Raw genomic sequence first — 25,652 nt, 5'->3', positions numbered from 1 at the left:
CCCGGACAGGAAAGCACCGACCCATTGTGGTGAGGGAGCAAGCTCCCTCACCACAATGGGTGTTTCCGGGTCCACGACGGCCCTTCAGCAGGTACAATCCGCCAGGCCTTAAAATGAAACACCAGGAATTCGAATGTTCAGCCTTACCCATTATGAAACCCCATGCCCCGAGCCGATCAATGCGCAGATCCTGCAAATGGTGGTCGACAACCTGACCGACATCAGCATGGTCGCCATCCCGCCGAGCAATCTGCTGTACAACGTCTACCAGTACGCGATCGGCTACGAAGTGCACCTGTACCTCGAAGCGCTGGGCGGCTCCAAGGGCATTGCGGTTGAACTGATCGTCGCGCTGGGCGCGCAGGAGCAGGTGATCGGCTTCCTGCTGTACCTGCCGGTGAAGGACGATCCCGAGGCGTGCGGCGTGGCGTACATGGCGGTGCACGCCAGCCATCGGCGCAAGGGCGTGGCGCGGGCGATGATGCAAGACATGCTGGCCCGCTACCCCCATGCCGAACTGACCTGCGCGGTCGAGAAGGTCCCAGCGTTCGAGTCCATGGGCTTTCAACTGCGCGGCGTGCGCGGTACTCAGGTGCTGATGAACACCCGCGACTACAGCACTGACGGCTTGATGGGGCTGCTGGATGTGGCGTCGATCTACAGCTCGCTGGAGGTGCGGCAGATCCACACCTACCTCCTGCAAAAACACGGCAAGGGGCGATGATCGATGCAGAGAAACAGCGTGATCGACACTTCGACCAGATGACCCACAAGGCCCGAATGTTTGTGCACGCAAGGCTGGGTTAACGCGCTCCTCGACTCACCATCGACTTGATGCTCGCAAACAGTTCCTCCTGTGCCTCCACCGGGCTGATCTCTGCGCTGGCGGCGGCGTGGGACAGCGCTTGCGCTGCGCCCAGCATCCCCCTCAAACCGGCCTGACTTATCACACCGTCCGCGGCAAAGGGGGCGAGGGCATCCCGGCACTTGCCGAGGAAAATCACGTCGTACTCACGCTTGATGCTCTCCAGTTCCGGGCTGCCGGCCAAAGCAGCAATCACCCCCGGAATTTCACGTCCCTGCAGCAACACACAGTCGACATAGCACGAGGCGATGACCCACGCGCGGTCGTCCAGGGTGGGTTCGCTGGCCTCGATTGCGGCGGCAAATACCTGGTTCTGACGGGCGTCGAAATCTTCATACAGCGCGGCCAACAGCCCCGCGCGATCGCCAAAATGGTCATACACCACCGGCTTTGTAACGCCGGCCAACTCAGCCAGATGCCCCAGGGTCAGGGCGTCGGTGCCTTCTTCTCGCACCAGTTGCCAGGCCACGTCGAGCAGCTGGCGCAACCGGTCATCCCGGGACAGGCGGCGGCGAGGGGCAGGGGATTGATCGCTTGACATGCTTATATACCAAAAGTAACTTACCAACGGTAACTTAGCTCAAGCCTACTCAATTTGCCTTCTCATCGCTACCCCGACGGAGTCACTGCCATGCACGCGCTGATCGTTGTTGCTCACCACGACTCACACTCCCTGACCCACAGCCTCGCCAAACAGGCGGCTGCCGGCATAACCGCCGCCGGCCACACCTTTGAAATCGCCGACCTCGCCGCTGAAGGTTTCGACCCGCGTTACAACGCCGCCGACCATAAAGTGCATCGCACCCGCGCCACGCCGCCGGCCGACGTACTGGCCGAACAGGCCCGTCTGGACCGCGCCGACGCCTTGGTGCTGGTGTTCCCGATCTTCTGGTGGTCGATGCCGGCCTTGCTCAAGGGCTGGATCGACCGGGTATTCGTCAACGGTTGGGCGATCGACTACAGCCTTGAGACGAAGGTGGTGAAAAAACTCGGCCACTTGCAGGTGCACTTGCTGGGCGTCGGCGGGGCGGACGAGGGTGTGTTTGAACGCCACGGCTATGCCAACGCCATGCGTACGCAAATCGACCATGGGATCTTTGATTACTGCGGTGCGAAAGTGCTGACCTCCGAGCTGCTGTTGGACTCGGAAAGCGGCGCTGCGGAACAACATCTGGAAACGGCAGCGAAGTTGGGGCGACAACTGTTCGTCACCCTGGAACCCTGCGAAACCGCCTAAACCAGGCTGCTTTGTATGAGCGCTGCCAGCTGTGCTACCGCAGCGCCTGGCGCTGGATGGCTGCAATGCAATTCATAGCCAAGGGACGGCACCGGCGGCAGACCGTCGAGCACACATAGGTGCGCAGGCAAACCGATGCGGGTGCGTAAGGTCACACCCAACCCGGCATCGACCGCCGCCCAGATCCCGCCCACGCTGGGGCTGGTCAAGGCAATGCGCCAGGCAATGCCGGCGCGGTCCAGGGCTTCGGTGGCGGCGCTGCGCAATACGCAGGGTGCCTCGAACATCACCAGCGGCAGCGGCGCGCCCTCGGCGCGCGGTAGTTGAGGTTTGTCCCGGGGCCCGATCCAGTGCATGGGTGTTTGCCCCAGGCGGGTGCGGCAGGACGATGTCTGACCGGTTTCCCAGGTCAGCGCCAGGTCCAGGCTCGCGCTGTCGATCAGGGTCAACAGCTCGGCATTGCGGCCTATCCGCACTTCAAGACTGATCATCGGATAAAGCCTGGCGAAGCGCCGCAGGATGTCGCTGAGCACATGCTCGCCGAAATCCTCCTGCAAACCGAGGCGCAAAGTGCCTGCGGTTTGGGTTTCGTTAAGGCTGCTGAAGACAGTGTCATTGAGGTCCAGCAACCGCCTGGCGTGGCCGAGCAGCGCTTCACCCACCGGCGTCAGCACCAGCCCGCGCCCGGATTTGCTCAGCACCGGCGTGCCGACCTGTTCTTCGAGTTTCTTTAATTGCGCGCTGACGGCTGAGGTCGAACGGCCCAGGCGATCCGCCGCCTTGGCAAAGCTGTTCAGCTCGACGCCGGTGACGAAGGTGCGCAGTACATCAAGGTCGAAGGTGGGGCGGCGCATTGAATGGTCCATTAAAACGGGATGGTGGATGCCATTAAATCTGATATTCGGAATGATCCTGGCTTGCTAGTTTTTGCCCGTCAACTGAATTGTCGGAGCGAGCGTCCATGAGCAACAAATTTACCGAGCTGACCCGCGACGTGCTGTTCGCCGATATCTGGGAGCGCGAGGGCCTGTCGCCCAGGGAGCGCAGCCTGATCACCGTGGCGGCACTGGTGGCGATGTACCGTCTGGAGCAACTACCGTTTCACTTGCAGCGGGCGGTTGGCAATGGCTTGAGCGTCGAGGAACTGGGTGAAGTCATCACTCACCTGGCGTTTTACTCCGGCTGGCCGACAGCGGCGTCGGCGCTGAACCTGTTGGCAGCCATCCATCCTGCGGAGTAACCCCATGCCTTACGCTCGAATCTCCCTGCACCGCGGGAAATCCCCTGAGTATCTGCAAGCGCTTTCACAGGGATTGCATGACGCCCTGGTTGAAAGCTTCAAGATTCCTGACGCGGATCGCTTCCACGTGATCCACCAGCACGAAATTGGCGAGATGATCATCGACCCCAACTATTTGGGCGGCCCGCGCAGCCACGACTATGTACTCATCGCGATCACGGGCGGGAAACCTCGTGATACCGAGACTAAACGGCGGTTTTACCAGGTGTTGGTGGAACGGCTGGAGGCTGCGATTGGGCTGAGCCCTGAGGATGTGATGGTGGTGATTACGACGACGGCGGCGGATGAGTGGTCGTTTGCAGGTGGCAGAGGGAACTGATCAACCCTCGCGAAACAAGTCATGGGCATCCAGCAACCGATACGCAATCTCCGGCCGTTTCTCCATGCCCTTGCGAATCGCTGCCGGAATCGACTGCCGGGTCTTGCGACACAACCCCGGCAAGTCATCGATAACGATCTGAATCCCGCGCATCGTCTTCACTTCCGTATGGCCCGGCGCGACATGCACGCGAATCCCCAGTTGCTGGTGCATCAGCTGTTGCATGCGCTCCAGGTCGGGCAGGCTTTGCAGGTTTTCGAGGCGTTCGAGCAGGCGTTTTTCTTCCTGGCGCGTCAGGTGCAGGATGCGTGCATCGGCGCCGGGAAGGTCGAGCAGTTGCTCACGATTGCAGTCGCAGACGCCGGGTGGGCAGGGTTGGCGAATTGTCATGCAGTCTCCCTCCCGTTACCGGCGCCGGCGGCTTACCAGGTCAGATGGACCCCAAGGCTTTCCAGCTCTTTCCAGTACTCAGGATAGGTCTTGCCGACGCAGTCCGGGTCCTGAATCCTGATCCCCGAGACCTTCAAGCCCGCCAAGGCAAAGCACATCGCGATGCGGTGGTCGGCGTGGGTGTCGATCAGCGCGTTGCAGGTGGTACCCGCCAGGGCCGGATCGCTGGCTACCAGCAAGTCATCACCTTCAATGGTCGCCAGGCCTGGGCGGATTTCATTCAGACCGTCATGCAGTGCCTGCACCCGATCACATTCCTTGACCCGCAGGTTGGCCAGTTCCGTGAAACGTACCGGCGTGTTGTTGAACGCGGCGAGCACGGCGAGGGTGGGGATTGCGTCCTGCATCTGCGAACCGACAACCACCGGTTGCATGTGCGGGAACTGCGCGATCACTGCCTGGGCCTTGGCATCGGGCTGGGTGAAATCCTGCGGGGCGACACCGAGGTCGATGCGGCCACCGGTCAGCACTTCGGCAGCCCACAAATAGGTGGCGGCGGAAGCGTCAGGCTCGATCAGGTAGTCGTGGGCGGTGTAGCCGGTCGGGGCCACGCGCCAGGTGCTTTCATCGACGATGTCTACCTGGGCACCGAAGGCGCGCATGCAGTCCAGGGTCAGGTCGACATAGCCACGGGCGCCAATGTCCTTGCCGGTCAACGCCACTTCAATCGGGGCTTCGCCGCACGCCGCCAGCATCAGCAGCGCCGACACGTACTGGCTCGACAGGCCACCGTCGATCTCGAAACGCTTGGCTTGCACGCGGCCAGTGCCATGGACGGTCACGGGTGGGCAACCGCTAGGGCTGTCGACCTGGATGCCATTCTGGCCGAGGGTCGCCAGCAGCGGGCCGATCGGGCGTTTTTGCATGTAGGCGTCGCCGTCCAGCACCACGGTGCCTTGTACAGTGGCCACGGCAGCGGTGAGAAAGCGCATCGCGGTACCGGCGTTGCCGAGGAACAGCGGCTGCGCCGGCAATTGCAGTTTGCCAACACTGGTGACGACGAACGTAGTGTCATCCGGTTCATCGATCACCACGCCCATCTGCCGCAGGGCCACCGACATGTGGCGGGTGTCATCGCTTTTCAGCGCGCCGCTCAAGCGGCTGGTGCCCTTGGCCAGGGCCGCCAGCAGCAGGGCACGGTTGGTAATGGATTTGGAGCCGGGGGGCGCTACCTTGCCGTTCAGTGGAAAGTTGGGCGGTGTAACGGTCACGGTTTTCTGCGAACTCAAGGTACAAGGCTCCTGCTTCAAGGCGGGTGGCGTTTGGCGGACACGAATAATCGGCCAAACACGCTACCGTTGTCGAGGGTGGATCTACGCCTCAAGCCCCGCCACCGGCTTCCAGCCGGCCAGTGGCGTCAGAAAGTGCAGCTCAAAGCGCCGCTCGCTGAACGCCCATTGCCCTTGCCGGCGCTCGAAACGGTCGTGATAAAGACCGCTGATCTGCACCTGCCCCAGTTCGTTATGGGTGCACAGGCAATCCACCGCAACCCTCGCGCTGGCGGTATCGCCGCTGATGTCGATCAGCGGGTTGGCCATCCAGTGATGCATATGCGGCATGGCTGCCCAGTTGAGGTGGGCGGAAGCAATGATCGCGGCGACGCCGTCATGGCAGCCGAACGCGGCACCGAGGTCCAGCCGTGCGTCGTCGTGCCAGATGCTGCGCAGCAGCGTTTCGTCCCGGGAGTCGAAGGCGTGGGCGTACTCACTGATCAGGCGCTCGAGGGCGAAGCGGGTTTCCAGGTGTTCCACGCGGGTAATTAGGTCGGTCATGATCGGTGCCTTTATTGAGGGAAATCGGTGGAGAGGGACAGCGAGCTCCAGCGTTCGAGATCGGCGTGGACCTGGCACAGCTTTAACTCGACGGCGCTGACCGCATCGCTGCCAGCGACGAAGCGCAAGGGCGGTGCTGCCAGGGCCGCCAATTGCACAACCGCCAGGCCGAGTCGGTACGGGTCGCCGATTTGCCGGTGATTACGAGCCTCGAAGACCGCCAGCGTGCGGGCGCGAAATTCGGCGTAATCCTCAAGTGCCCGGGTGCCGAGCTTGAGCATGCGGCTGTCGAGAAAGTCAGTACGAAACGCCCCTGGCTCCAGCAGCGTCAGGCGGATGCCGAACTCGGCGACTTCCTCGGCCAGGGCTTCGGAAAACCCTTCAATCGCAAACTTCGACGCCGAATACATCGAGGCCCCACGCACGCCCTTGAAGCCGCCATTGGACGACATCATCATCAGGTGCCCGCTGCGCTGGCGGCGCATCACCGGCAGCACCGCGCGCGTGACGTTGAAGGTGCCGAACACGTTGGTGGCGAACTGGCGCTCGATGGCCTCGGGTTCGACTTCCTCGAAAGGCCCGAACTGTCCGTAGCCGGCGTTATTGACCAGCACATCGATGCGTCCGAATCGTGCGATGGCGGCGGCCACCACCGTTTGGGCCTGTTGCTCATCGCGGATGTCCAGCGCGGCGGTCATCACCTGGTCGCTGCTGTAGGTCTGGTCCAGACGGGCCACGTCAAGGTCGGTGGCTACCACCTGGTCGCCGTTAACCAGCGCCGCGCGGGCGATGCCGGCACCCAGGCCGCCAGCGCTGCCGGTAATCATCCAGACGCGGCTCATAGCGGCATCTCGCTGCCGATCCAGTCGAGTATCGAAGCGTGACGCGGCGCCCAACCCAGCTCGGCGCGAGCACGCTTGGCCTTGACCCGGCTATTGGTGCCGAAGGTGTAATGCACGTGCATCGCGTCCCAATGTTGCTCGGCTTCTTCCGCCGGCCATGACTGCACCGCGCCCAGGTTCATGCGCTTGGCCAGCGCGGCGGCCATATCGATAAACGATGCTTCACCGTTCTCCAGAAAATAGAACGCGCCAGCCGGGGCTTTTTCCACGGCCAGCAGGAACAATTGCGCAACGTCATCAATGTGCACGTTGGACCAGCGATTAACCCCACGCCCAACAATACGCATCACTCCGGTTTCCCGGGCGCGGGCCATCAGGAATGGCAGCTGGAAGCTGTGATTGGTCAGGCCATGGCCTACGCCATAGATATTGCTCGGACAGATCACCACGCTGCGGATGCCCAGGTCGGCGGCAGCCATCATGCGCAGGTCGATGTCGTAACGGGCTTGCTTGGGGGCCTCGATGATGAACGGCGTGTCTTCGTCGAAGATGTGTTCGGACAGCGTATTACCCAACGCATCATCACCGATGATGCTGGAGCCGCTGGTGTGGATCAGCAGTTTGCCGGAGCCCCGCAGCGCCTCGATAAACGCGTCGACGGCGCCGGCGTGGTCGCTGTTGGCGGCATCAATCACCGCATCGGCTTGGCGAGCTTCGTCGATCAGTAATTGGCGATCATCCAGGCTGCCAATCACTGGAGTGATGCCCTGGGCTTGCAGGCGTGCGGCTTTCTGCGGGTCCCGCAGCAGGCCGCGCACGCTGTGCCCTTGGGCAATCAAGTGATGGGCGACGCTACCGCCGACGAAACCATTGGCACCGGTAAGGAAAATCTTCATGGGTAAAAGCCTGTGGCTGGGGAACGAGCCACCACCATAGGCGTGAATAATTAGCGGAAAAACAGGCCTCAGTTCTGTTTAGAATGGACTCAAGAGTCCTTAATGGGGGAGCGTATGGAAAGCCTGAACGCCATCGGCGTGTTTGTCGCGGCGGCTGAAGCCCGCAGTTTTGTCGGCGCGGGCAGGGCGCTGGGCATCTCGGCGTCGGCGGTGAGCAAGAGCATTGCCCGGCTGGAGGCAAAGTTTGGTGTGCGGCTGTTCCATCGCAGCACCCGCAGCATCACCCTCACGGCCCAGGGCACGCAGTTTGTCGAGCGCTGCCGGCGGGTGTTGGCGGAGCTGGAAGTGGCGGGTGAAGAGCTGTCGCAAACCCTTGCCGCGCCCCAGGGACCGCTGCGGGTTGGCCTGCCGATGATTGCCCGGCCGTTCCTGAGGATGTTCGGCGAGTTCCAGGCGTTGTACCCGCAGATCCAGCTGGACCTGGATTTCAACGACCGTCTGGCTGACGTGATCGCCGAAGGTTTCGATGCAGTGATCCGCAGCGGTGCGCCGAAGGATTCGGGGTTGTCGGCGCGCCCACTGGGCACCTATCGAATGTTGATCGTCGGCTCCCCGGACTACCTGGCCAGCAACGGCACGCCGCGTTGCCCGGAAGACTTGCACGCACATCGTTGCATCCATTTCCGCTTTCCTGCCTCCGGCAAACTCCAGGCCTGGCAGATGCGCCGCGACGAGCGAGCGCTGGAGCTTGAGCTGCCGCGCTCGATGATCTGCAATTCGGTGGAAGGGCGCATGGAGCTGGCGGTGCAAGGCCAAGGCCTGACTTATGCGGCCGACTTCGTGGTGCGCGAGGCGCTGGCGGCCGGGCATCTGGTGGAGGTGCTTGGGGATTACACCTGGGAGGGTGGCCAGTTCAACCTGCTGTGGCCGTCGGGGCGGCAGGTGCCGCCCAAGCTGCGGGTGTTTATCGAATTTATTGTCGCCAATATGCCGTTGGTACGTGGGACGTCTTAACCCGGCATGCGGCCATTCAAGTCGCCGTAGGTGAACGACTTCAGCTCATGGGTATCGAGCTTCCCGGTTCGCAGGAAACCTTCGGCCAGGCTGTGCATGGCGCCATACAGGAATTCGGCGATGCTCGAGCCGGCCGTGAGGCGGCGTACGCCCAAGGCTTGCAGCGTCTCGGGCGCAGGCAGGCCGGCCCAGGCCAGCACGTTGACCGGCAAGTTGGTCGCCTGGCAGAGCTGACGGATTTCGTGTTCCAGATGGATGCCGGCGGCAAACAGCCCGTCGGCGCCTGCGCCCTGGTACAACGCCGCGCGCTTGAGGAGTTCTTCAAGGCGCTGAGGCTCTGGGGCCAATCCTTTCAAATACACGTCGCTGCGGGCATTGATAAACAGCTTCACGCCACAGCTGTCCGCCACACGACGGGCAACCTCGATCTTGCGCGCCAGCAGTTCAGGGGTGCCGGCACCGTCCTCGATATTGACGCCGATGGCGCCCGCGTCGATTACGGCCTTGATCACCCGGCCCACGTGCTCCGGGTCGTCGGAATAACCGGCCTCGATGTCCACGCTCAGCGGCACGTCAATCACCCGGGCGATGGATTGCACGGTGCTGACCAGCAGCGGCAGCGGCAGCTGATTGCCGTCCTTGTAGCCGTGGGTCCAGGCAACGGCCGCGCTGCTGGTGGCGACGGCCTGGCTGCCCAGTTGCGCCACCAGGCGCGCGCCGCCGGCATCGGCGACGTTGGGCAGGATCAACAGTTGAGCATGGTGCAGGGCGTGGAAGGCGGTAGCGTGGGCGGTCATGGCGGGTCAGTCCTTTGGGTGGGCTTTGCTGTTGAAGGCGCCTGTCATATCAAGAATCGACCCGGCATCGCAATCGTTAAACCACCACTGGTCGACATTTGCCACGCTGATGTCGATTGAGCGCCTGATGGATCGACTACAAGCAGAACAACCCGTCGAATCAGGAGAACGATCATGTCTTACGTAGATGGCTGCGTCATCGCGGTGCCTACCGCAAAACGCGAACAATTCATCCAGCACGCCAAGGCCGCCGCCGTGGTGTTCAAGGAACACGGTGCGCTGAATATCATCGAGTGCTGGGGCGATGACGTGCCCCAGGGGCAGGTGACCTCGTTTCCCATGGCGGTCAAGCTCAAGGAGGATGAAACCGTGGTGTTTTCCTGGATCGTCTGGCCGTCGCGGCAGGTGCGTGACGTCGGGATGAGCAAGGTGATGGAAGACCCGCGCCTGAAGGCGGACGCCAATCCGATGCCGTTTGATGGGCAGCGGATGATCTATGGCGGGTTTGAGATGATCCTCAACACCTGAGGCCAGGCGTTCATGGACGGCCGCTGTAGTCCGATCGCCTGTCGCAGGGTAGGACCGACGATAACTCTGGTGCAAGACCAGTGCGAAAGCTACGCAAAACAAGGACATGACGCGATTTGTCTGACAGAACCGTCGGGTAGACAACCCGGTGGGGTGGGCTAAGTTCAAGGCGCTTCCCATGACGGGAGGTCTTCAATCAAGGAGTGACTGAAATGAACAAACCCCAGACTCAACTCAAGCATGGTCGCGTCGTGACCCCCGCCAGCCGTGGCTCGGTGGCGGTAGAACGCGGACTGCTGGAAAGCTGGCAAGTCAACGAAATGGAAGGCGGCAAGAATTTCCCGGCCCTCAACGCCGGCCCGTTTCCTGCACCTTACGAAACCGACGATCAGAGCGTCACGCCGCCCGCTGACGGGCACATCCTCAGCGGCGGCAAGACTGATGCCCGCGACTGCGTGAACTTCACCGACGAAGAAATGGGCAAAAAGCTCAACACCCCGTTTAACTGGCCGTTATTGAATGTTGAAGCCGGCCAGGTGTTCAAGGTGCAGTGGGCTTACACCGCCGCACACGTAACCCGTGGTTATCGCTGGTTGATCACCAAGGATGGCTGGGACCCCAAGCAGCGCATCAGCCGCGCTCAACTGGAGCCCAAACCGTTCTTCGAGGACTTCTATACCCAGGTGCCGTATTACCAGCACTCGGCTGAACTGAAGGCCAAGGTTGAACATCAGGTGACATTGCCCAAGGGCAAGAAGGGCCGGCATGTGCTGGTGTTGATGTGGATCGTGGCCAACACCGGCAATGCGTTCTATCAGGCGTTTGACGTCGATTTCAACTAACGGCAACTGAACCTGGAGGCAAAACAAAATGTGGCGAGGGAGCTTGCTCCCGCTGGGCTGCGGAGCAGCCCTGAAAATCGGGGGCGCTTCGCACCCCAGCGGGAGCATGCTCCCTCGCCACAGGTGTTGCGTTCAGCGCTGGGCCAACCAGTAGTCGTGCAACGCGCGGGCGGCCGGTTCGATAGCGGCTACCCGTTGCTGATGGGCATCAACATCCAGGTCTGCCGGCAGTTCAAAGTTGTCCTGCTCGGCACACCAGGAAATCTTCTCCAGTTGCCCGGCCTGTTCGGCGGGCAGCTCTGGCCAGTTGCCAATCGCGGCGCCACGGATATAGCCAAAACACCATTCTTCCGCCAGGGTCAGTGGCTGGTCCTGGTGCTCGGTTTCCTCGAAACGTGCCTTGAAACCCTGGGCGTCGGTCGCCAGTTGCGTGGCAATGGCGTTCATATGGCGCACACACAATTCAAGAAACTGCCCGGCTTCTTCCGGGCTTTCCCAATCCGGGTTCTGCCCACCAAAGATACCGGGAAACCATTCGGCAACCTCCACCTGCGCGGGGCTTGAAACCAGTGCGGTGAAGTAGCCGTCGAGTTCCGCCAGGTTCAGCACCGAATGGTCGTCGCCGTACTTGAGCAGGGTTTCGTCGATGAATTCGAAATCGGCGGGGGCGAGGGGTTGGTCGTGCATGGGCATATCCTTTGTGCGTAGAACGCCGCTGATGGGGCGGCTTAAAGCGCGGAGGATGGCGCGTGTCGGGGTTTTAATCCAGCTTCTTCAACGCTTTTCCCACAACACGCACAGCTTGCTCATGCACATCGAACCCGCCACCGCGAGAATGATCGGCACCAGGAAGTCATGGTCGATGCGGGTGAATTCCGCCACCAGCACAATCGCCGTCAACGGCATGCTCATGCTCGATGCCAGGAACGCCGCCGCACCAATGATCGCGAACGCCCCCAACGGTACGCCGGGCCACAGCAAGTTCCACGCGCCACCGAGGATGATCGCGAGCAACGCGCCGTTGGCCAGCGCCGGGGTCAGCAGGCCGCCTTCGGCACCGGCGCGCAGGCTGCTGGCGGTGATCAGCACCTTGACCACCAGCAGCACGGCGGCCAGGGCGATGCTCAGCTCGTTGTCGAAGCCCAACTGCGCCGGGCCTTTGCCGTTGCCGAGGATTTGCGGCAGGAACATCGCCAGGCCACCGATGATCGTAAAGTTGATCAACGACAGCACGGGCAGCCGCCAGCCACGGGCGGCGTTGCTGCGGGCTGCGCCGGTCAGGCGGGTGAATCCGTAGGCGGCGAGACCAAATACCGGGCCGCAGGCCAGCGCCCAGGCGATCAAGCCGGGGCTGAGCACAAAGTGCGGCACCACGTATTGCGCCTCAGCCCCCAGGCCGATCCAGGCCACTGACGCGCCGATGGCCGAGGTGGCCAACGCGATCACCGCCGCCGGCCAACTGAACACGCCCACCAACACTTCGAGCACAAACACCGCGCCCCCCAGCGGCACGTTGTATACCGCCGCCAGCCCGGCACCCGCGCCGCAGGCAACAATCAACCGATGCATGTCCGGCGCCAGGCGCGCCCGCTGTGATAACCAGGTGGCGGCCAATGCGCCGACTTCCCGTGGCGCCACTTCACGGCCCAAGGGCGAGCCGAGGGCCACGGTGATGATTTGCAGCACGGCGTGGGCGAGGGTGGTCTTGGGCGGCATGATCGGCGCCTCGGCCGAGACCGCTTGCTTGATGCTCACCAAGGGGCGGCCATAACGGTAGATCAACCACCAACCCACGCCGGCTACCAGGCCGCAGGTGATCAGCACCAACACCCGGCGTTCGGGCGCGGCGGCGGTGACGCCGAGCAAAAAGGTTTCATGGCTGATCAGGCTGTCGAGGCTGTAGCCGTAGGCCAGGTGCTGAATGCCGTGCAGCAGCAAGGCGAGGAGCATGCCGCCCAGGCCGGCGCCGATGCCGGTAAAGATGACGACAAGGGCAAGAATCAGCAGCGAACGGGTCTTTGAGGGCATGAAGGGTCCAGGGAGCCGGGTTTTCGAGCCTGATTCTATAGCGCAATGGTGACGCCATAGCCCCGAGATGTAATGCAACTGCGCGAACTGGCGTTCCACAACATTGCATTACGTTCAGATTACTTTAACGGCCCTGCCAATTGCCTGAATCGGACCTGTCGGCTTGCCGGTTTTCGATCCGCCGGGATTTTCCAGGGTCAGCTCAAACAGCTGGTTCGGCGCCAGTGGCGGGAGTTTGTCCAGCGGCACCGATAACGTCTGCCCAGGCTTGACCAAGCCCAGCGACACCGGGCCTTGCCAGTCTTCGCCCTTGGTCCAGAACTGCAAGGTCTTGTCCGCCGGTACTTCCATGACGCCCAGGGGGATCAGCTGGATTTCCTGAGTATTACTCGCCTGGATCACCCAGCCCGGCGCCTGGTTTTGCGGGGCGACCAGCACCACCACATAAGCGGTCGGGTTGATGGCAGGCGTGCGGGTGAGTAGCAGCGTCGCCAACACCAGGCTTGCCGCGATGCCGGCACCGGCCAGCCCGCGCCACAAGGCCAGCCGGTTCCACCACGAAACGGGCGAACCGTGAGTGGCCGAATGCCCCAGGCTGCGCTCGATGCGTCGCCATAAATACACCGATGGCGTTGCGGGCGTGGCCTGTTCGGTCAATGGCAACAGGCGCTGCTCCCAGGCGTCCACTGCTGCTCGTAACGCGGTGTCGGTTGCCAGGCGTTGTTCCACCTCGACACGCTGCTCGGTGGGCAAGGTGCCCAGCACGTATTCGCTGGCCAGTTCGTCGATGCTGTTCATGCCATGCACTCACGCAATGCCGCGAGGCTGCGTTTGATCCACGCTTTCACGGTGCCCAGCGGGGTGCCGAGTTTGTGCGCGATTTCGCTGTGGGAATAACCGTCTACGTACGCATGCAGGATGCAATTGCGGCGGGCCGGGTCGAGTTGTTCGAGGCAACTGTAAATCCGCCCCGAGCGCGCCTGATAGTCGAAGGTGTCGGTGGGCGCTGCGCTTTCATGTTCTTCGCTGAGGGGTACTTCGCGGCCACTACTGCGCACAGCATTCAACGCCAGGTGCCGGGTCACGCTGTACACCCAGCCGCGGGCCGAGCCTTTGTGCGGGTCAAAGCTCGCGGCACCCTTCCAGATCTTGATAAAGGCGTCATGCACGATGTCTTCGGCCACCGCCTTGTCGCGCACGATGCGCAAGGCAACCCCCAGCAACCGGGAGCTTTCCTGTTGGTACAGCCCGCGCAAGGCCGGTTGTTCGCCACGGGCGCAAGCCAGCAGGCAGGCTTCATAGTCAAAATCGGCTTCAGGCAAAGACAGGTTTCCAGGTGGATGCCCCGGCGGAGAGCCCGGGGCGCTTTCGCAGCAGCTTAGACGAGTTTGGTCAGTTGGCCGCCCAGAAGATGTAGTCGGCCTGGTACTTCACCACTGCCTGCTGGCCCTTGTTGGCTGCGGTGCATTCGGTGCTCGGTGCTACGCCACCCTTGAGGGCGACCCGTTGAATGTAGGCGACGCCGCTCATTGCACCCTTGCCTTCGGCGGGGTTGGCCTTGACCAATTGATAGGGCAAGTTGCCAGGGCTGGACGGCGCCACCGCCAACTGGGTGCCGGTGACTTTCGAGCCGTCCTTGGCCTGCCAGGTGGCCGGCGGGCCGAAGTAACTTCCGACCTGCTGGCCATTGCGGTCATTAAGCACGGCCTTGGGCCCGACGAAAAACCATTCGGTCTGGCCGGCAGCGTTGGCCTTGTCGCGGCACTCGTAAGTGATTTCGCCGACTCCAGTGGTTTCCATTGCCACCTTGTGACCGTCCGGCACCTTGATGCTGTCGGGTAAACCGGTCTGGGCAAAGGCGGTCGGTGCAGCGGCAAACAGGCAGGTCACGCAGAACAGGGCTTTGGCGTTCATCGGTGTCTCTCCGTAGGGGCAGCAAGGCGCTGCTGCCTGTACTACCCACGGCACGCGAAAACGGATGCAGCGATTAGAAAATAAATCAGCAAGGGCGCACACTGTGGCCCCCGCACTACCAGAGGAGCGATTGGCAATGACCGGTGTTCACACGTCTGCTCAACAGGGTTTCTCTACTCAGGCCGTCACCTACGCCCAAGGCCGACCGGACTATCCACGGCAACTCACGGGCTGGCTGACCGACGCCCTGCAGATCAATCCCCATTCCACCGTCATCGACCTGGGGGCCGGCACCGGCAAGTTCACCCGCTTGCTCAATACCGTGGCGCCGACGTTGATCGCGGTCGAGCCGGTGGAGGCGATGGGCGCGCAGTTGAAGAAATTGCTGCCGCAGGTGCGCCTGCTCTCGGGCACCGCCGAAGCCATCCCCCTGGAAGCGGCCACCGCCGATGCGCTGGTGTGCGCCCAGGCATTCCACTGGTTCTCCACGGAAGCGGCCCTGGCGGAAATTCACCGGGTGCTCAAGCCGGACGGTCGCCTTGGGTTGATCTGGAATGTGCGGGATGAGTCGGTGGACTGGGTTGCAGCGATCACCGAGATCATCACGCCCTACGAGGGTGACACCCCGCGTTTTCACACCGGGCGTTGGCGCGAGGCGTTCACGGGTGAGTATTTTTCGGCGCCCGAAATGACCTGCTTCCCCTACAGCCACGTGGGCAGCCCCCAGGAAGTGATCATGGATCGCTTCCTTTCCGTGAGCTTTATCGCTGCGCTGCCGCCGGCGGAAAAAGCACAGGTGACCGAGCAGTTGCAGGCGCTGATCAGCACGCATCCGGCGTTGCGCGGTCGTGAGACAGTCGCCTTCCCGTATCAGACCCAGGCCTACCGCAGCCAGCGACTGGCAAGAAAGGCATAAAGTCAGAACGTTTTGATATAAGTGGTTATAAGAAAAATCGCTATGCTGCGGCCAGAATTTTATAAGGCCGCAGGTAGTGGTAATGGATGTAGGTAATTTTGGTTTCTCGATTGCTGGCCTGATTGTTGGATTTATCGTGGGTATGACCGGTGTGGGCGGCGGCTCGTTGATGACGCCGATCCTGCTCTGGTTCGGCATCAACCCGGCCACCGCCGTGGGCACCGACCTGTTGTATGCCGCCATCACCAAGTCGGGTGGTGTGCTGGTTCACAGCAAGAATCGCAACATCGACTGGACCATCACCGGCTGGTTGACCCTGGGCAGCGTGCCTGCAGTGTTGCTAACCTTGTGGTTCCTCAAGAGCCTGGACACCGATCCCGCCGCCTTGAACGCGGTCATCAAGCAATCCCTGGGCGTGGTGCTGCTGCTGACGGCCACGGCGATCCTGTTCAAGAACAAGCTGCTGGCGTTCGCCCAGCGGCATGCCGGCGACGACTACAAGATGGCGCCGCGCAACCTCAATGGGCTGACCGTCGTTACCGGCGCGATCCTCGGCACCATGGTGGCCCTGACCTCCATCGGCGCCGGCGCCCTGGGCACCGTGGCGCTGTTTATCCTGTACCCGTTCCTGGCCACCAAGCGCCTGGTGGGCACCGAAATCGCCCACGCCGTGCCGCTGACCCTGGTCGCCGGCCTCGGCCACGCGAGCATGGGCAATATGGACTGGACCCTGCTGGGCTTCCTGCTGCTGGGCTCGCTGCCGGGGATTTATGTCGGCAGCCACATGGCCGGCAAGGTCCCGGACGGGATATTGCGTCCTTGCCTGGCGTTCATGCTGGTGATGATCGGCTTCAAGCTGGCACTTTAACGCGCCGGCCCATTGCCGATCTGCCATACAAACGGCGGCTCGGTGCCGTTGACCACCCAGTCGCCGACAATCCGCGCCTTGTAGATCACCGGGTTGTGGGACGACACCGTGCGTGCATTGCGCCAGTGCCGATCGAGGGCTTTGCCCTGGCGCACATCCGACGCCCCCAGCGCGTTGAACAGTTCAGTGGTGGCGCGCTGGATCAGTTGCGAAACCACTACCTGCGCCGTGGCTGATTCGATTTCAGCGGCGACGTTGGCTTCGCGCTCCACCGCATCATCCCCACCGAACCTTGCCACGTAAGCCCGCTGCGCAGGGACGGTTGCTTTCAGCGCACTGGCTTCGGCGGCATACACCAGCGCCGCGACTTCGCCCACCACTTGCTGAATCTGCGAGTCCTGGCTCACATGGGCCGCATTGCCGTGGCTGTAGATCCGCTTGCGGCTGCGCACCTGATGCGCCACATCCTTGAGGGCTGCGCGGCCGATGCCGGCGAGGGTGGCGAGCAGTACCAACTGGTAGAACGCAGTCTGGTATTTAAAGCGGGTAGCAAAGTCGATGACGTTTTCCGCCTCCACCACCGCATCGGTAAAGCGCGAGGTGCCGCTGCCGGTGGTGCGTTGGCCAAAGCCGTCCCAGTCATCGCTTTGCACCACGCCGGGCTGGCGGGTGCGGGTGGCGGCAATCACGTCGCCGCCGGTGTCGCTGCGTTGGGCATAGACGTCGATCCAGTCGGAAAACAGACTGCCAGTGCTGTAGAACTTCTCACCGTTGAGTTTCCATTTATCGCCGTCGGGGCTGACTTTAGTGACAACATCGCCGATGGCCACGCTGCCGATTTCGGTCCAGGCGCAGCCGACGATGTCGCCGTCGACAAAGCGTTTGAACCAGATGTCACGCGCTGCGCCAGGTGCGGCGTTCAGGCGGTCTTCGGCAAACGCAAAGTGCCCACGCAGGGCCTGGGGCACGTTGGAGTCGGCTTCGGCGAGCTCGATCAGCAGTTCAAACAGCTGAGGCAGGGAGGCGCCACCACCGCCGTATTCCACGGGCACGCGCACCGCGCCAAAGCCGGCTTGCTTGAGCCATTGGATCGGCTCGTAGGGCAGGGCGCGGGTGTGTTCGCGTTCTACGGCACCCTCGGCGATGCGCTGGAAAATCGGCCGGAAGCGTTCGGCCAGGGCGTGATAATCGACGCCGGTGGACAGTGGATTGATCACGTGATGTTCGGTCATGGGGAAGGCTCCTGGGCAGTTGGGCAGTGGAGCTATTGCACGGTCCATGCCGGGCGCCAACGGCCGTGTTTGCGGGCGCGGGGCGAATCCAACTGTTGCTGTGGCAACAGCAAAACGACAAACCAGCGCAATCCATGACACCTTCCCGCAGGTCGTTTTTCGCCCATTTCAGCGCGCCAGGCCCCTTGGTCCGGGCCTCTCACAGTGACTGGCACAGTTGCTGCTCCCTACGCTGTACATGCCAATCCACGAGGTACAGTCCGATGAGTCAGCAAGCCGTTAAATTTGCCTACTGGGTGCCCAACGTCAGCGGGGGGCTGGTGGTCAGCAAGATCGAACAGCGCACCCACTGGGGCATCGATTACAACCGCAAGCTGGCGCAGTTGGCTGAAGAAGCCGGCTTCGAGTACGCCCTGACACAAATTCGTTTCACCGCCGGTTATGGCGCCGAATACCAGCATGAGTCCGTCGCGTTCAGCCACGCGTTGCTGGCGGCCACCACCAAGCTCAAGGTGATCGCGGCAATCCTGCCCGGCCCTTGGCAACCTGCGTTGGCGGCCAAGCAACTGGCAACCATCGACCAGCTCACCAACGGCCGCGTGGCCGTCAACATCGTCAGCGGTTGGTTCAAGGGCGAGTTCCAGGCCATCGGCGAACACTGGCTGGAGCATGACGAGCGTTATCGCCGCTCCGAAGAATTTATCCGCGCCCTGAAAGGCATCTGGACCCAGGACAATTTCACCTTCCGGGGGGATTTCTACCGCTTCGACAATTACAGCCTCAAGCCCAAGCCTCTGGGCGAACCGCACCCGGAAATCTTCCAGGGCGGCAGTTCGCGAGCCGCGCGGGACATGGCCGCTCGGGTGTCGGACTGGTACTTCACCAACGGCAACACCCCGGAAGGCATCAAGGCCCAGTTGGACGATATTCGTGCCAAGGCCGCTGCCAACCACCATTCGGTGAAAGTCGGGGTCAACGCATTTGTGATCGCCCGTGACACCGAGGAAGAAGCCCGCGCCGTGCTCGCGCAAATCATCGAGCAGGCCGACCCGGAAGCCGTCAACGCATTTGGCGACGCGGCGAAACAGGCGGGCAAGGCATCACCGGAAGGCGAGGGCAACTGGGCCAAGTCGACCTTTGAGGATCTGGTGCAATACAACGATGGCTTCAAGACCAACCTGATCGGCACCCCGCAACAGATTGCCGAGCGCATCGTCGCCTTGAAGGCGGTCGGCGTGGACCTGGTACTGGCCGGCTTCCTGCACTTCCAGGAAGAAGTGGAATACTTCGGCAAGCGTGTATTACCGCTGGTGCGCGAACTGGAAGCCAAGGCCGGGATCAAGCAAGTCGCCTGAACACCACCACTGCCGCCCGTAATTTGTTATTGCCGAACCGGCACATTCGCTCGAACTCCCCGTGGCTGACCGGCAGGTGCTGGCAGTCCATGGGCTGGCGATGCTGGCTGTGGTCCACGTCCGGGTCGTGCAGGTAGACGAAGTCCTCGTCGCAGTCGGTGACGATCACCCAATGGGGCGATTTGGAGCGGGTCAGCCGGTAGCTGCTGATCAACACCAGCGGCTGCCCGCCGTCGCGCAGCACCTGGGGTAAATCCAGGGGGCCGCCGAGCACTTGCTCAACGTCGCTCAACGCCAACTCTTCCTCGAAGGCGTCATGCACCAAACGCATGACGTCTTTTTTATGCGCATCACGCACCCCGTCGAGAAACAACGGCCCGCTGACGTTGACCTGCATGCGCACCCGAAAGCCCCGGCGCCACGCGGCAAGTGCCAGGCCTTGGGGGCTGCAACCGCCATGGCCGGCGGTCATGAACACGGTGGTTGCTTCGCGCCAGATCTGCAGTTCTTCGCGGCGCTGGGCCACACGCGCAGGTTCCAGGGCACCCATGGCCATCAGCAGGCTGGCGGCGCCACAGGTGAAGTCGGTGGTCTGCTGGTAATAGGGGACGCTCAAGGCCCGTGCGTCCTGGTGCTGGAGGATGCGTTTTTCCAGGCGCAGTGCCGGGGCGTGGTCTTCGTAGTAGTCGTTGATCAGGGCAAAGCGCCGGTAGCCGTTGCGCTCGTATAGGGCGATGGCGCCGGGGTTGTCGGTGCGCACTTCCAGGCGCAGGTAGGCGCAGTCATGTTCTACGGCGCAGGCTTCGATGCGCGTCAGCAGTTGCTTGCCCAGTCCCAGGCCCCGGGAGGACTCGGCGATGGCGATGGAATACAGCCGCGCCAGGGAGGTGCCCCGGTGGAACAGCACCAGGGCGTAGCCCAGCAATTCGTCATCTTTTTCTGCCACCAGCAGTTGCCCGTGGGCGCGGCTGACCATCCACTGGAAGCTGCGGGTGGAGAGCCGGTCCGTGGTGAAACAGTGCTGTTCCAATGCCACCAATGCAGGCACGTCATCGGGTGTTGCAACGCGAAAGAAAAGAGCCATGTGACCGCCGTAAAAGTTGCGTAACGAAACGGGACTTCTCTAAAAGATCGTGCTTAATAGAAAAGGTCTAGTTCTCTAAAGCGGATCAATCAATATGTCAGCGGTACAAGGTCATTGGCGTGAAGTATCCGAGCAAACAGTGGCGGCGACAATAACTTCCAGCGGTTATTTTTCAAGCCCTCCCAAGAGTGCAAGTCAAGTCGTGATTATTGTCGAACGCAAGGAAGACTGGGCGTCGTACTTTCCCAGCGAAGACATCGTCACCGCCCAGGAATACCTTGAGCAAACCCGGGAAAGCGAGACGGGCAAGCGGGTGCAGGTGATCAACCTGTGCCGCAGCTACAAGTACCTGGGGCATGGTTACTACTGCTCGCTGCTGGCCGAGGCGCGGGGCCACAAGGTGATTCCGTCGGTGCGCACCATCAGCGAACTGACGAAAAAGTCCCTATACGGCCTGGCCCTGGATGACCTGGATAAAACCCTCGACAAAGCCTTGAGTCACCATCTCTACAGCAACACCGAAGGCTTTACCCTGACACTTTATTTTGGCCGAACCAATATTGAACCCTTGCAGGATTTGGCGCGTCAGTTGTTTGAAGCCTTCCCTTGTCCAATCCTGTTAGTTGAGTTTCGCAAGAATAACGGCTGGCACATCGAAGGCATCAAGTCTGGCGTATTGCACAAGTTGCGGGATGACCAGGAAGATCAATTTGCCAATGCGCTGGACAACTTCAGCCGCAAGATCTGGCGTCAACCACGCTCCCGACGGTTGGCCCGCTACGACCTGGCGATCCTGCATGACCCGCAGGAACAATTGCCGCCGTCCAACGCCCGCGCCCTGGACAATTTCGTCCGGGTGGGCAAGGGCCTGGGCATCGATGTGGAGCTGATCGAACGCAAGGACTACGCCCGCCTGGCCGAATACGACGCCTTGCTGATCCGCGAGACCACCAGCGTCGACAACCACACCTACCGCTTCGCCAAAAAGGCCGAGAGCGAAGGGCTGGTGGTGATGGATGACCCGGCGTCGATCCTGCGCTGCACCAACAAGGTCTACCTGACCGACCTGCTGAAAAGCCATCAACTGGGCATGCCCGCCACCGAAATTCTCTACAAGGAGCGACCCGAAGATTTCGAACGGGTGGGCGAGCGCCTTGGCTTCCCGCTGGTGCTGAAGATCCCCGACGGGTGTTTCTCCCGCGGCGTGATCAAGGTCGAAAGCCAGCAAGCGCTGCTGACGGCCACTGCCGAACTGTTCGAGCATTCAGTGTTGCTGCTGGCCCAGGAATTTTTCTACACCGAGTACGACTGGCGTATCGGTGTCCTCAACCGCAAACCGATCTTTGCCTGCCAGTACTTCATGTCCAAGGGCCATTGGCAGATCTACAACCACAAGGCCATCGGCCAGGACATCAACGGCGAGTGCCGCACCCTGGCGGTTCACGAAGCCCCCAAGGCGGTGGTGGAACTCGCGGTGAAAACCGCCAACCTGATCGGCGACGGCCTGTATGGCGTCGACCTCAAGCAATCCGGCGACAAGGTGGTGGTGATCGAGGTCAACGACAACCCCAACATGGACGCCGGCATCGAAGATGCCTACCTGCAAGACGACTTGTATTCCCTGGTACTGGAAGAATTCGTACGACGCCTGGAGTTGAAGCGTCAAGGCCAGGTGTGGTGACGCGCGATGATCCAGCGCTTTGAATTAACCGATGGCAAGTTGTACAACAGCCTGGGGGACGGCGGGGATGTCCTGCTGTTCAGCAATCCCGACCCCCACGAGCGCAAGTACCTGCGCGACTGCTACAAGCTCGACGAACATGCCCTGGCCTCGGCGCTGGACCCGGACGAAGTGTCCCGCATCGAGTTCCACCCCGATAACCTGTTCCTGATCTGGAAGCGCCCGGAGAACTATTCCGGCGGCGGCAACCTGGTGTTTGAAGTGTCGTCCTGCGGCCTGCTGTTTTCCGGGGACCAACTCTTGGTAATCGCCACCGACGACAGCCAGCTCTCCGGGCTGGGTTCACGTCGGCCATTACGTACGCCGCTGGATGTGTTGCTGGACCTGCTGCTCAACAACATTCACCACTACCTGGGCCACCTGAAGGTGATCAAGATGGTCGCCCGGGAGTTGCAGCAGCAGTTCAACGCATCGATGAGCAACCGCCACCTGATGCAGATGTTCAACCTCAGCGAAAGCCTGATCTATTACATCAACGCCCTGCACAGCAACGGCGCGGTGCTGACGCGCCTGCGCAACCATGGGGAAAAGGAGCATTTCAGCGCCGAAACATTGGGTCTGATCGATGACCTGATCATCGAGAACAACCAGTGCTACAAACAGGCGGAAATCTACTCCAACGTGTTCTCCGGGCTGATCGATGCCCGGGGCAACCTGATGAACAACAGCATGAACAACCTGCTGCGCAAGCTGACGTTGATCAACGTGGTGTTCCTGCCGCTGAACCTGATTGCGAGCGTGGGCGGGATGTCGGAATTCAGCATGATGACGGCGGGGACGCCGTGGTGGATTTCGTATCCGTTGTTCATGGCGGCGATGGGGCTGGGAGCGGGGTTGATGGTGTTGGGGTTGAAGCGGATTGCGGGGAGTGGCGACAAGGCAGTATGACCAAAATCCTGAATATCACTGAGGTCTAAATGTGGGAGCGGGCTTGCTCGCGAAAGCAATGGATCAGTCGCTGTAGATGGCGACTGTCACACCGCTTTCGCGAGCAAGCCCGCTCCCACAGGGGATTTGCGCCATTCAGACGTCTGGCTGCAACGTCAACACCTCAAACCCATCCCGCGTCACCGCCACGGTATGTTCCCACTGCGCCGACAGGCTGTTATCCCGCGTCACCACCGTCCAGCCATCCTTCAAGCTGCGCACCTTGGCGCTGCCCTGGTTAAGCATCGGCTCAATGGTAAACACCATGCCTTCGCGCAGTTCCATTCCGGTACCGGGGCGGCCGAAGTGCAGGATCTGCGGCTCTTCGTGCATCTCGCGGCCGATGCCGTGCCCGCAATATTCACGCACCACGCTGTAGCCGTTGCTCTGGGCATGGCTCTGGATGGCGTAGCCGATATCCCCCAGGCGCGCGCCGGGTTTGACCTGGCGGATCCCGGCCCACATGGCCTCAAACGTCATTTCCACCAGGCGCCGGGCCTTGGGGGCGACGTTGCCGATCATGTACATCTTGCTGGAGTCGGCAATGAAACCGCCTTTTTCCAGGGTGATGTCGATATTGACGATGTCGCCATCCTTGAGCACGGCCTTGGCGCTCGGCATGCCATGGCACACCACCTCGTTGATCGAGGTGTTGATGCAGAAGGGGTAGTCGTACTGGCCCAGGCTCGCCGGCCGCGATTGCAGGTCGTTGCGGATGAAAGCTTCGACGGCGCTGTCGATCTCCAGGGTCGACTGGCCGGCGGCGACAAAGCCGTCAAGCATGGTAAACACCTGGGCCAACAGGCGGCCGGATTCGCGCATCACCGCGAGTTGTTCCGCCGTCTTGATCATTGCGCGCGCCCCCGGATCAGGTCGGGCTTGTCCAGCAACAGCTTGTTGATCAGGTCGTTATAGGCCAGGTGCGGATTGAGCTCGGCGAGCAGGCCGATCTTGATCCAGAACTCGGCCTGGGCGTTGATGGAACGGTCCATGGTGGCGCTGGCCAGACGGAGTTGTTCGTGCAATTGGTCGGTGATCTTGACGATGCCCATAAGCTTCACTGTGCAGGGTTTATATACAAAGCGTATACGTTTCGTATGCTCCCCGTAAAGCCTGGCGTTTCGCCATTGACTTGCCCGATGGCGCCGGTTAATTTTGATTCATGACATTTCAAACCTTTCGTTGCCAGCCAAGCATTATTACCGCCATTCCTCATTTGGCGGGATAGCGCACGGCTGCACCCAAACCCGCCCTAGAGGCGGGTTTTGTTTTTCCGTCTCCAGGGCCTTGTAAACACCCAGGAGACATCCATGAGTACCCGCCCGGCGAGCCAGCTCCAAGATTCGGGATTGCTTGAGCACTACGTGAAGAAGATCCTGGCCGCCCCGGTCTACGACCTGGCGGTGCGCACGCCATTGCAGGCAGCGCCGGCGCTTTCGGCGCTTCTGGGTAATCAGATCCTGCTCAAGCGCGAAGACTTGCAACCGACCTTTTCCTTCAAGATCCGTGGCGCCTACAACAAGTTGGTGCAGCTCAGCGCCGAGCAAAAGGCCCGGGCCGTCATCACCGCGTCGGCGGGCAACCATGCCCAGGGCGTGGCATTGGCGGCGCGGGAGTTGGGGATCAAGGCGACGATTGTCATGCCGTGCAGCACCCCGGAGCTGAAAGTGTTGGGCGTGCGCTCCCGAGGCGGCGAGGCGGTGTTGCATGGGGCCAGCTTTCCGTTCGCCCTGGCCCATGCGTTGCAATTGGCCGAGGCCACCGGCAGCACGTTCGTCTCGCCGTTCGACGACCCGGACGTGATTGCCGGGCAGGGCACAGTGGGGATGGAGGTGCTGCGCCAACAGCAGGGCCCGCTGGACGCGATCTTCGTCCCGGTGGGCGGCGGCGGGTTGATCGCCGGTATCGCGGCCTACGTGAAATACCTGCGCCCCGAAGTGCGCATCATCGGCGTCGAGCCCGAAGGCTCCAGTTGCTTGCTGGCAGCCTTGCGCGCCGGGAGCCGGGTGGTGTTGCCGAGTGTCGACAGCTTTGCCGATGGCACGGCCGTGGCCCAGATCGGCGCCTATGGTTTTGAAATCTGTCGGCACCATGTAGATGAGGTGATCACCGTCAGCAATGACGAACTGTGCAGTGCCATCAAGCTGATCTACGACGATACGCGCTCGATCACTGAGCCTTCAGGTGCCCTGGCGGTGGCCGGTATCCGCAAGCATGTGGCGAAGACCGGCATCCAGGGGCAAACGTGGGTGGCGATCAACTCTGGGGCCAATATCAACTTCGATAGTTTGCGGCATGTTGCTGAACGAGTGGCTGCTCAGACAGGTTAAACGTTTAACCTAAAGACTGTTTAATTTAGTTACATTCATCCGTTTGGATACTGGCTGTTAAGGCGTCAAAAAGTTTGTTGCGGGCACTTATAGCGAGCGGTCTTTCAATTTGCATGATGCCAAGGGAGGCTCATTGCAAGACGCATGAACCGACGGCACGTAATTTTGTCAGAAAGCCCCGATTTTCCTGGGGCGCAGGGCAGTGCGCATGGCGGCACGTTAAATGCTTTATAAGATCCTGTTACAACTCTGAATGAGCTACAAGCACGACGGTTCATACCTCAAACGGGAGGGTTGATGGCGGTCTGCCACGTAACTTATATAAGTAATGTCGTCGCTTATGAGGAAAGGATCCAACGCATTTCAAGCGAGCCTAGTACGCTGGGTAAGTAAAG

Annotated in this window: 29 protein-coding genes and 1 pseudogene; 13 read left to right on the top strand and 17 right to left on the bottom strand. The window is 61.5% G+C overall.

The annotated features are described in order from the left end of the window. Positions 1 to 133 precede the first annotated feature (133 nt). A pseudogene (locus tag ACUN0G_RS30380) lies at positions 134 to 807 on the top strand (GNAT family N-acetyltransferase). On the opposite strand, the gene ACUN0G_RS30375 reads toward ACUN0G_RS30380, so the two are convergent. Next, complete coding sequence (locus ACUN0G_RS30375; RefSeq protein ID WP_445575179.1) at positions 804 to 1,406, bottom strand: TetR/AcrR family transcriptional regulator; 603 nt, start codon at positions 1,404 to 1,406, stop codon at positions 804 to 806. The pseudogene ACUN0G_RS30380 and the gene ACUN0G_RS30375 sit on opposite strands and share 4 nt — an antisense overlap. Positions 1,407 to 1,496: 90 nt before the next feature. Between ACUN0G_RS30375 and ACUN0G_RS30370 the strand changes: the two genes are divergently transcribed. After that, on the top strand, positions 1,497 to 2,102 hold the full coding sequence (locus tag ACUN0G_RS30370; RefSeq protein WP_445575178.1) for an NAD(P)H-dependent oxidoreductase: 606 nt from the start codon (positions 1,497 to 1,499) through the stop codon (positions 2,100 to 2,102). Here the strand turns inward: ACUN0G_RS30370 and ACUN0G_RS30365 are convergent. Continuing rightward, positions 2,099 to 2,956 carry a LysR substrate-binding domain-containing protein gene (locus ACUN0G_RS30365; RefSeq protein ID WP_445575177.1) on the bottom strand — a complete coding sequence of 286 codons (858 nt, stop codon included), beginning with the start codon at positions 2,954 to 2,956 and terminating at the stop codon, positions 2,099 to 2,101. The two genes, ACUN0G_RS30370 and ACUN0G_RS30365, sit on opposite strands and share 4 nt — an antisense overlap. A 107-nt stretch (positions 2,957 to 3,063) precedes the next feature. Here ACUN0G_RS30365 and ACUN0G_RS30360 point away from each other — a divergent pair, with 107 nt between their 5' ends. Both ACUN0G_RS30360 and ACUN0G_RS30355 read left to right on the top strand, forming a co-directional pair. Next, positions 3,064 to 3,342 (top strand): carboxymuconolactone decarboxylase family protein, encoded by a 279-nt coding sequence (locus ACUN0G_RS30360; protein ID WP_008436391.1) that lies wholly within the window; start codon positions 3,064 to 3,066, stop codon positions 3,340 to 3,342. 4 nt (positions 3,343 to 3,346) lie between these two features. Then, positions 3,347 to 3,721 carry a tautomerase family protein gene (locus tag ACUN0G_RS30355; RefSeq protein WP_008436392.1) on the top strand — a complete coding sequence of 125 codons (375 nt, stop codon included), beginning with the start codon at positions 3,347 to 3,349 and terminating at the stop codon, positions 3,719 to 3,721. Here ACUN0G_RS30355 and ACUN0G_RS30350 read toward each other — a convergent pair whose 3' ends face one another. The 5 genes from ACUN0G_RS30350 to ACUN0G_RS30330 form a co-directional block, all read right to left on the bottom strand. Continuing rightward, positions 3,722 to 4,111 carry a hypothetical protein gene (locus ACUN0G_RS30350; protein ID WP_017475570.1) on the bottom strand — a complete coding sequence of 130 codons (390 nt, stop codon included), beginning with the start codon at positions 4,109 to 4,111 and terminating at the stop codon, positions 3,722 to 3,724. 32 nt (positions 4,112 to 4,143) lie between these two features. Then, positions 4,144 to 5,400 carry a 3-phosphoshikimate 1-carboxyvinyltransferase gene (gene aroA, locus ACUN0G_RS30345; RefSeq protein ID WP_445575176.1) on the bottom strand — a complete coding sequence of 419 codons (1,257 nt, stop codon included), beginning with the start codon at positions 5,398 to 5,400 and terminating at the stop codon, positions 4,144 to 4,146. An 84-nt stretch (positions 5,401 to 5,484) separates the two neighbouring features. Next, on the bottom strand, positions 5,485 to 5,943 hold the full coding sequence (locus ACUN0G_RS30340) for a nuclear transport factor 2 family protein (protein WP_445575175.1): 459 nt from the start codon (positions 5,941 to 5,943) through the stop codon (positions 5,485 to 5,487). 11 nt (positions 5,944 to 5,954) lie between these two features. Next, positions 5,955 to 6,785 (bottom strand): SDR family NAD(P)-dependent oxidoreductase, encoded by an 831-nt coding sequence (locus ACUN0G_RS30335; RefSeq protein WP_445575174.1) that lies wholly within the window; start codon positions 6,783 to 6,785, stop codon positions 5,955 to 5,957. Further along, on the bottom strand, positions 6,782 to 7,681 hold the full coding sequence (locus tag ACUN0G_RS30330) for an NAD-dependent epimerase/dehydratase family protein (protein WP_093209587.1): 900 nt from the start codon (positions 7,679 to 7,681) through the stop codon (positions 6,782 to 6,784). The genes ACUN0G_RS30335 and ACUN0G_RS30330 overlap by 4 nt, the downstream gene beginning before the upstream one ends. A 114-nt stretch (positions 7,682 to 7,795) precedes the next feature. On the opposite strand from ACUN0G_RS30330, the gene ACUN0G_RS30325 reads away from it, so the two are divergent. Beyond that, a complete protein-coding gene (locus ACUN0G_RS30325; RefSeq protein ID WP_445575173.1) occupies positions 7,796 to 8,695 on the top strand; it encodes a LysR family transcriptional regulator in 900 nt (299 codons plus the stop codon). On the opposite strand, the gene ACUN0G_RS30320 is transcribed toward ACUN0G_RS30325, so the two are convergent. Then, positions 8,692 to 9,492, bottom strand: a complete 801-nt coding sequence (locus tag ACUN0G_RS30320) for an isocitrate lyase/PEP mutase family protein (RefSeq protein WP_445575172.1) — start codon at positions 9,490 to 9,492, stop codon at positions 8,692 to 8,694. The two genes, ACUN0G_RS30325 and ACUN0G_RS30320, sit on opposite strands and share 4 nt — an antisense overlap. 174 nt (positions 9,493 to 9,666) lie before the next feature. On the opposite strand from ACUN0G_RS30320, the gene ACUN0G_RS30315 reads away from it, so the two are divergent. Both ACUN0G_RS30315 and ACUN0G_RS30310 read left to right on the top strand, forming a co-directional pair. Then, entirely contained in the window at positions 9,667 to 10,020 is a 354-nt protein-coding gene (locus tag ACUN0G_RS30315; RefSeq protein WP_445575171.1) for a DUF1428 domain-containing protein, read from the top strand. Positions 10,021 to 10,232: 212 nt separating this feature from the next. Further along, on the top strand, positions 10,233 to 10,862 hold the full coding sequence (locus ACUN0G_RS30310) for a lytic polysaccharide monooxygenase auxiliary activity family 9 protein (protein ID WP_421525704.1): 630 nt from the start codon (positions 10,233 to 10,235) through the stop codon (positions 10,860 to 10,862). A gap of 132 nt (positions 10,863 to 10,994) precedes the next feature. On the opposite strand, the gene ACUN0G_RS30305 is transcribed toward ACUN0G_RS30310, so the two are convergent. The 5 genes from ACUN0G_RS30305 to ACUN0G_RS30285 all read right to left on the bottom strand — a co-directional run bounded on the left by ACUN0G_RS30305 (position 10,995) and on the right by ACUN0G_RS30285 (position 14,804). Continuing rightward, a complete protein-coding gene (locus ACUN0G_RS30305; protein WP_063029794.1) occupies positions 10,995 to 11,549 on the bottom strand; it encodes a UPF0149 family protein in 555 nt (184 codons plus the stop codon). Positions 11,550 to 11,636: 87 nt separating this feature from the next. Further along, positions 11,637 to 12,890: a chloride channel protein gene (locus tag ACUN0G_RS30300; RefSeq protein WP_421525702.1), complete on the bottom strand. Its 1,254-nt coding sequence runs from the start codon at positions 12,888 to 12,890 to the stop codon at positions 11,637 to 11,639. A gap of 114 nt (positions 12,891 to 13,004) precedes the next feature. Then, on the bottom strand, positions 13,005 to 13,688 hold the full coding sequence (locus ACUN0G_RS30295) for an anti-sigma factor (RefSeq protein WP_445575170.1): 684 nt from the start codon (positions 13,686 to 13,688) through the stop codon (positions 13,005 to 13,007). Next, positions 13,685 to 14,212 carry a sigma-70 family RNA polymerase sigma factor gene (locus tag ACUN0G_RS30290; protein ID WP_421552911.1) on the bottom strand — a complete coding sequence of 176 codons (528 nt, stop codon included), beginning with the start codon at positions 14,210 to 14,212 and terminating at the stop codon, positions 13,685 to 13,687. Before ACUN0G_RS30290 ends, ACUN0G_RS30295 begins: the two co-directional genes overlap by 4 nt. 70 nt (positions 14,213 to 14,282) lie before the next feature. Next, positions 14,283 to 14,804 carry a DUF3455 domain-containing protein gene (locus ACUN0G_RS30285; RefSeq protein ID WP_226475917.1) on the bottom strand — a complete coding sequence of 174 codons (522 nt, stop codon included), beginning with the start codon at positions 14,802 to 14,804 and terminating at the stop codon, positions 14,283 to 14,285. A gap of 136 nt (positions 14,805 to 14,940) precedes the next feature. Between ACUN0G_RS30285 and ACUN0G_RS30280 the strand changes: the two genes are divergently transcribed. Then, entirely contained in the window at positions 14,941 to 15,720 is a 780-nt protein-coding gene (locus tag ACUN0G_RS30280) for a methyltransferase domain-containing protein (RefSeq protein ID WP_445575169.1), read from the top strand. An 82-nt stretch (positions 15,721 to 15,802) separates the two neighbouring features. Further along, complete coding sequence (locus ACUN0G_RS30275; protein WP_063029803.1) at positions 15,803 to 16,588, top strand: sulfite exporter TauE/SafE family protein; 786 nt, start codon at positions 15,803 to 15,805, stop codon at positions 16,586 to 16,588. Here ACUN0G_RS30275 and ACUN0G_RS30270 read toward each other — a convergent pair. Further along, positions 16,585 to 17,820, bottom strand: a complete 1,236-nt coding sequence (locus ACUN0G_RS30270) for an acyl-CoA dehydrogenase family protein (protein ID WP_445575168.1) — start codon at positions 17,818 to 17,820, stop codon at positions 16,585 to 16,587. The two genes, ACUN0G_RS30275 and ACUN0G_RS30270, sit on opposite strands and share 4 nt — an antisense overlap. Positions 17,821 to 18,083: 263 nt before the next feature. Here ACUN0G_RS30270 and sfnG point away from each other — a divergent pair, with 263 nt between their 5' ends. Next, positions 18,084 to 19,175 (top strand): dimethylsulfone monooxygenase SfnG, encoded by a 1,092-nt coding sequence (gene sfnG, locus ACUN0G_RS30265; protein ID WP_445575167.1) that lies wholly within the window; start codon positions 18,084 to 18,086, stop codon positions 19,173 to 19,175. Here sfnG and ACUN0G_RS30260 read toward each other — a convergent pair. Beyond that, entirely contained in the window at positions 19,159 to 20,259 is a 1,101-nt protein-coding gene (locus ACUN0G_RS30260) for a peptidase C39 family protein (RefSeq protein ID WP_421552915.1), read from the bottom strand. The two genes, sfnG and ACUN0G_RS30260, sit on opposite strands and share 17 nt — an antisense overlap. A gap of 94 nt (positions 20,260 to 20,353) precedes the next feature. Here ACUN0G_RS30260 and ACUN0G_RS30255 point away from each other — a divergent pair, with 94 nt between their 5' ends. Beyond that, entirely contained in the window at positions 20,354 to 21,940 is a 1,587-nt protein-coding gene (locus ACUN0G_RS30255; RefSeq protein WP_218173306.1) for a RimK family protein, read from the top strand. A gap of 6 nt (positions 21,941 to 21,946) precedes the next feature. Further along, positions 21,947 to 22,888: a magnesium transporter CorA family protein gene (locus tag ACUN0G_RS30250; protein WP_258345459.1), complete on the top strand. Its 942-nt coding sequence runs from the start codon at positions 21,947 to 21,949 to the stop codon at positions 22,886 to 22,888. A 135-nt stretch (positions 22,889 to 23,023) separates the two neighbouring features. Here ACUN0G_RS30250 and map read toward each other — a convergent pair whose 3' ends face one another. Together map and ACUN0G_RS30240 are read right to left on the bottom strand one after the other, a co-directional pair. Continuing rightward, a complete protein-coding gene (map, locus tag ACUN0G_RS30245) occupies positions 23,024 to 23,779 on the bottom strand; it encodes a type I methionyl aminopeptidase (protein ID WP_307518886.1) in 756 nt (251 codons plus the stop codon). Continuing rightward, positions 23,776 to 23,979 carry a ParD-like family protein gene (locus ACUN0G_RS30240; protein ID WP_017475587.1) on the bottom strand — a complete coding sequence of 68 codons (204 nt, stop codon included), beginning with the start codon at positions 23,977 to 23,979 and terminating at the stop codon, positions 23,776 to 23,778. Before ACUN0G_RS30240 ends, map begins: the two co-directional genes overlap by 4 nt. A gap of 258 nt (positions 23,980 to 24,237) precedes the next feature. On the opposite strand from ACUN0G_RS30240, the gene ilvA reads away from it, so the two are divergent. Continuing rightward, positions 24,238 to 25,257, top strand: a complete 1,020-nt coding sequence (gene ilvA / locus ACUN0G_RS30235) for a threonine ammonia-lyase, biosynthetic (RefSeq protein ID WP_445575166.1) — start codon at positions 24,238 to 24,240, stop codon at positions 25,255 to 25,257. The last annotated feature ends 395 nt before the right edge of the window (positions 25,258 to 25,652 follow it).

The sequence above is a fragment of the Pseudomonas sp. 32A genome, from assembly GCF_052682255.1.
The sequence above is the reverse complement of the archived record's forward strand: the minus strand, read 5'-3'. Positions and strand labels throughout refer to the sequence as shown.

Coding starts and splice junctions, on each gene's coding strand:
- ACUN0G_RS30305 (WP_063029794.1), bottom strand. CDS start 11,549: ATGCACGACCAACCCCTCGCCCCCGCCGATTTCGAATTCATCGACGAA.
- ACUN0G_RS30255 (WP_218173306.1), top strand. CDS start 20,354: ATGTCAGCGGTACAAGGTCATTGGCGTGAAGTATCCGAGCAAACAGTG.
- ACUN0G_RS30275 (WP_063029803.1), top strand. CDS start 15,803: ATGGATGTAGGTAATTTTGGTTTCTCGATTGCTGGCCTGATTGTTGGA.
- ACUN0G_RS30350 (WP_017475570.1), bottom strand. CDS start 4,111: ATGACAATTCGCCAACCCTGCCCACCCGGCGTCTGCGACTGCAATCGT.
- ACUN0G_RS30300 (WP_421525702.1), bottom strand. CDS start 12,890: ATGCCCTCAAAGACCCGTTCGCTGCTGATTCTTGCCCTTGTCGTCATC.
- ACUN0G_RS30355 (WP_008436392.1), top strand. CDS start 3,347: ATGCCTTACGCTCGAATCTCCCTGCACCGCGGGAAATCCCCTGAGTAT.
- map (WP_307518886.1), bottom strand. CDS start 23,779: ATGATCAAGACGGCGGAACAACTCGCGGTGATGCGCGAATCCGGCCGC.
- ACUN0G_RS30240 (WP_017475587.1), bottom strand. CDS start 23,979: ATGGGCATCGTCAAGATCACCGACCAATTGCACGAACAACTCCGTCTG.
- ACUN0G_RS30375 (WP_445575179.1), bottom strand. CDS start 1,406: ATGTCAAGCGATCAATCCCCTGCCCCTCGCCGCCGCCTGTCCCGGGAT.
- sfnG (WP_445575167.1), top strand. CDS start 18,084: ATGAGTCAGCAAGCCGTTAAATTTGCCTACTGGGTGCCCAACGTCAGC.
- ACUN0G_RS30285 (WP_226475917.1), bottom strand. CDS start 14,804: ATGAACGCCAAAGCCCTGTTCTGCGTGACCTGCCTGTTTGCCGCTGCA.
- ACUN0G_RS30335 (WP_445575174.1), bottom strand. CDS start 6,785: ATGAGCCGCGTCTGGATGATTACCGGCAGCGCTGGCGGCCTGGGTGCC.
- ACUN0G_RS30310 (WP_421525704.1), top strand. CDS start 10,233: ATGAACAAACCCCAGACTCAACTCAAGCATGGTCGCGTCGTGACCCCC.
- ACUN0G_RS30260 (WP_421552915.1), bottom strand. CDS start 20,259: ATGGCTCTTTTCTTTCGCGTTGCAACACCCGATGACGTGCCTGCATTG.
- ACUN0G_RS30360 (WP_008436391.1), top strand. CDS start 3,064: ATGAGCAACAAATTTACCGAGCTGACCCGCGACGTGCTGTTCGCCGAT.
- ACUN0G_RS30320 (WP_445575172.1), bottom strand. CDS start 9,492: ATGACCGCCCACGCTACCGCCTTCCACGCCCTGCACCATGCTCAACTG.
- ACUN0G_RS30365 (WP_445575177.1), bottom strand. CDS start 2,956: ATGCGCCGCCCCACCTTCGACCTTGATGTACTGCGCACCTTCGTCACC.
- ACUN0G_RS30340 (WP_445575175.1), bottom strand. CDS start 5,943: ATGACCGACCTAATTACCCGCGTGGAACACCTGGAAACCCGCTTCGCC.
- ACUN0G_RS30250 (WP_258345459.1), top strand. CDS start 21,947: ATGATCCAGCGCTTTGAATTAACCGATGGCAAGTTGTACAACAGCCTG.
- ACUN0G_RS30325 (WP_445575173.1), top strand. CDS start 7,796: ATGGAAAGCCTGAACGCCATCGGCGTGTTTGTCGCGGCGGCTGAAGCC.
- ACUN0G_RS30330 (WP_093209587.1), bottom strand. CDS start 7,681: ATGAAGATTTTCCTTACCGGTGCCAATGGTTTCGTCGGCGGTAGCGTC.
- ilvA (WP_445575166.1), top strand. CDS start 24,238: ATGAGTACCCGCCCGGCGAGCCAGCTCCAAGATTCGGGATTGCTTGAG.
- ACUN0G_RS30280 (WP_445575169.1), top strand. CDS start 14,941: ATGACCGGTGTTCACACGTCTGCTCAACAGGGTTTCTCTACTCAGGCC.
- ACUN0G_RS30370 (WP_445575178.1), top strand. CDS start 1,497: ATGCACGCGCTGATCGTTGTTGCTCACCACGACTCACACTCCCTGACC.
- ACUN0G_RS30270 (WP_445575168.1), bottom strand. CDS start 17,820: ATGACCGAACATCACGTGATCAATCCACTGTCCACCGGCGTCGATTAT.
- ACUN0G_RS30295 (WP_445575170.1), bottom strand. CDS start 13,688: ATGAACAGCATCGACGAACTGGCCAGCGAATACGTGCTGGGCACCTTG.
- ACUN0G_RS30315 (WP_445575171.1), top strand. CDS start 9,667: ATGTCTTACGTAGATGGCTGCGTCATCGCGGTGCCTACCGCAAAACGC.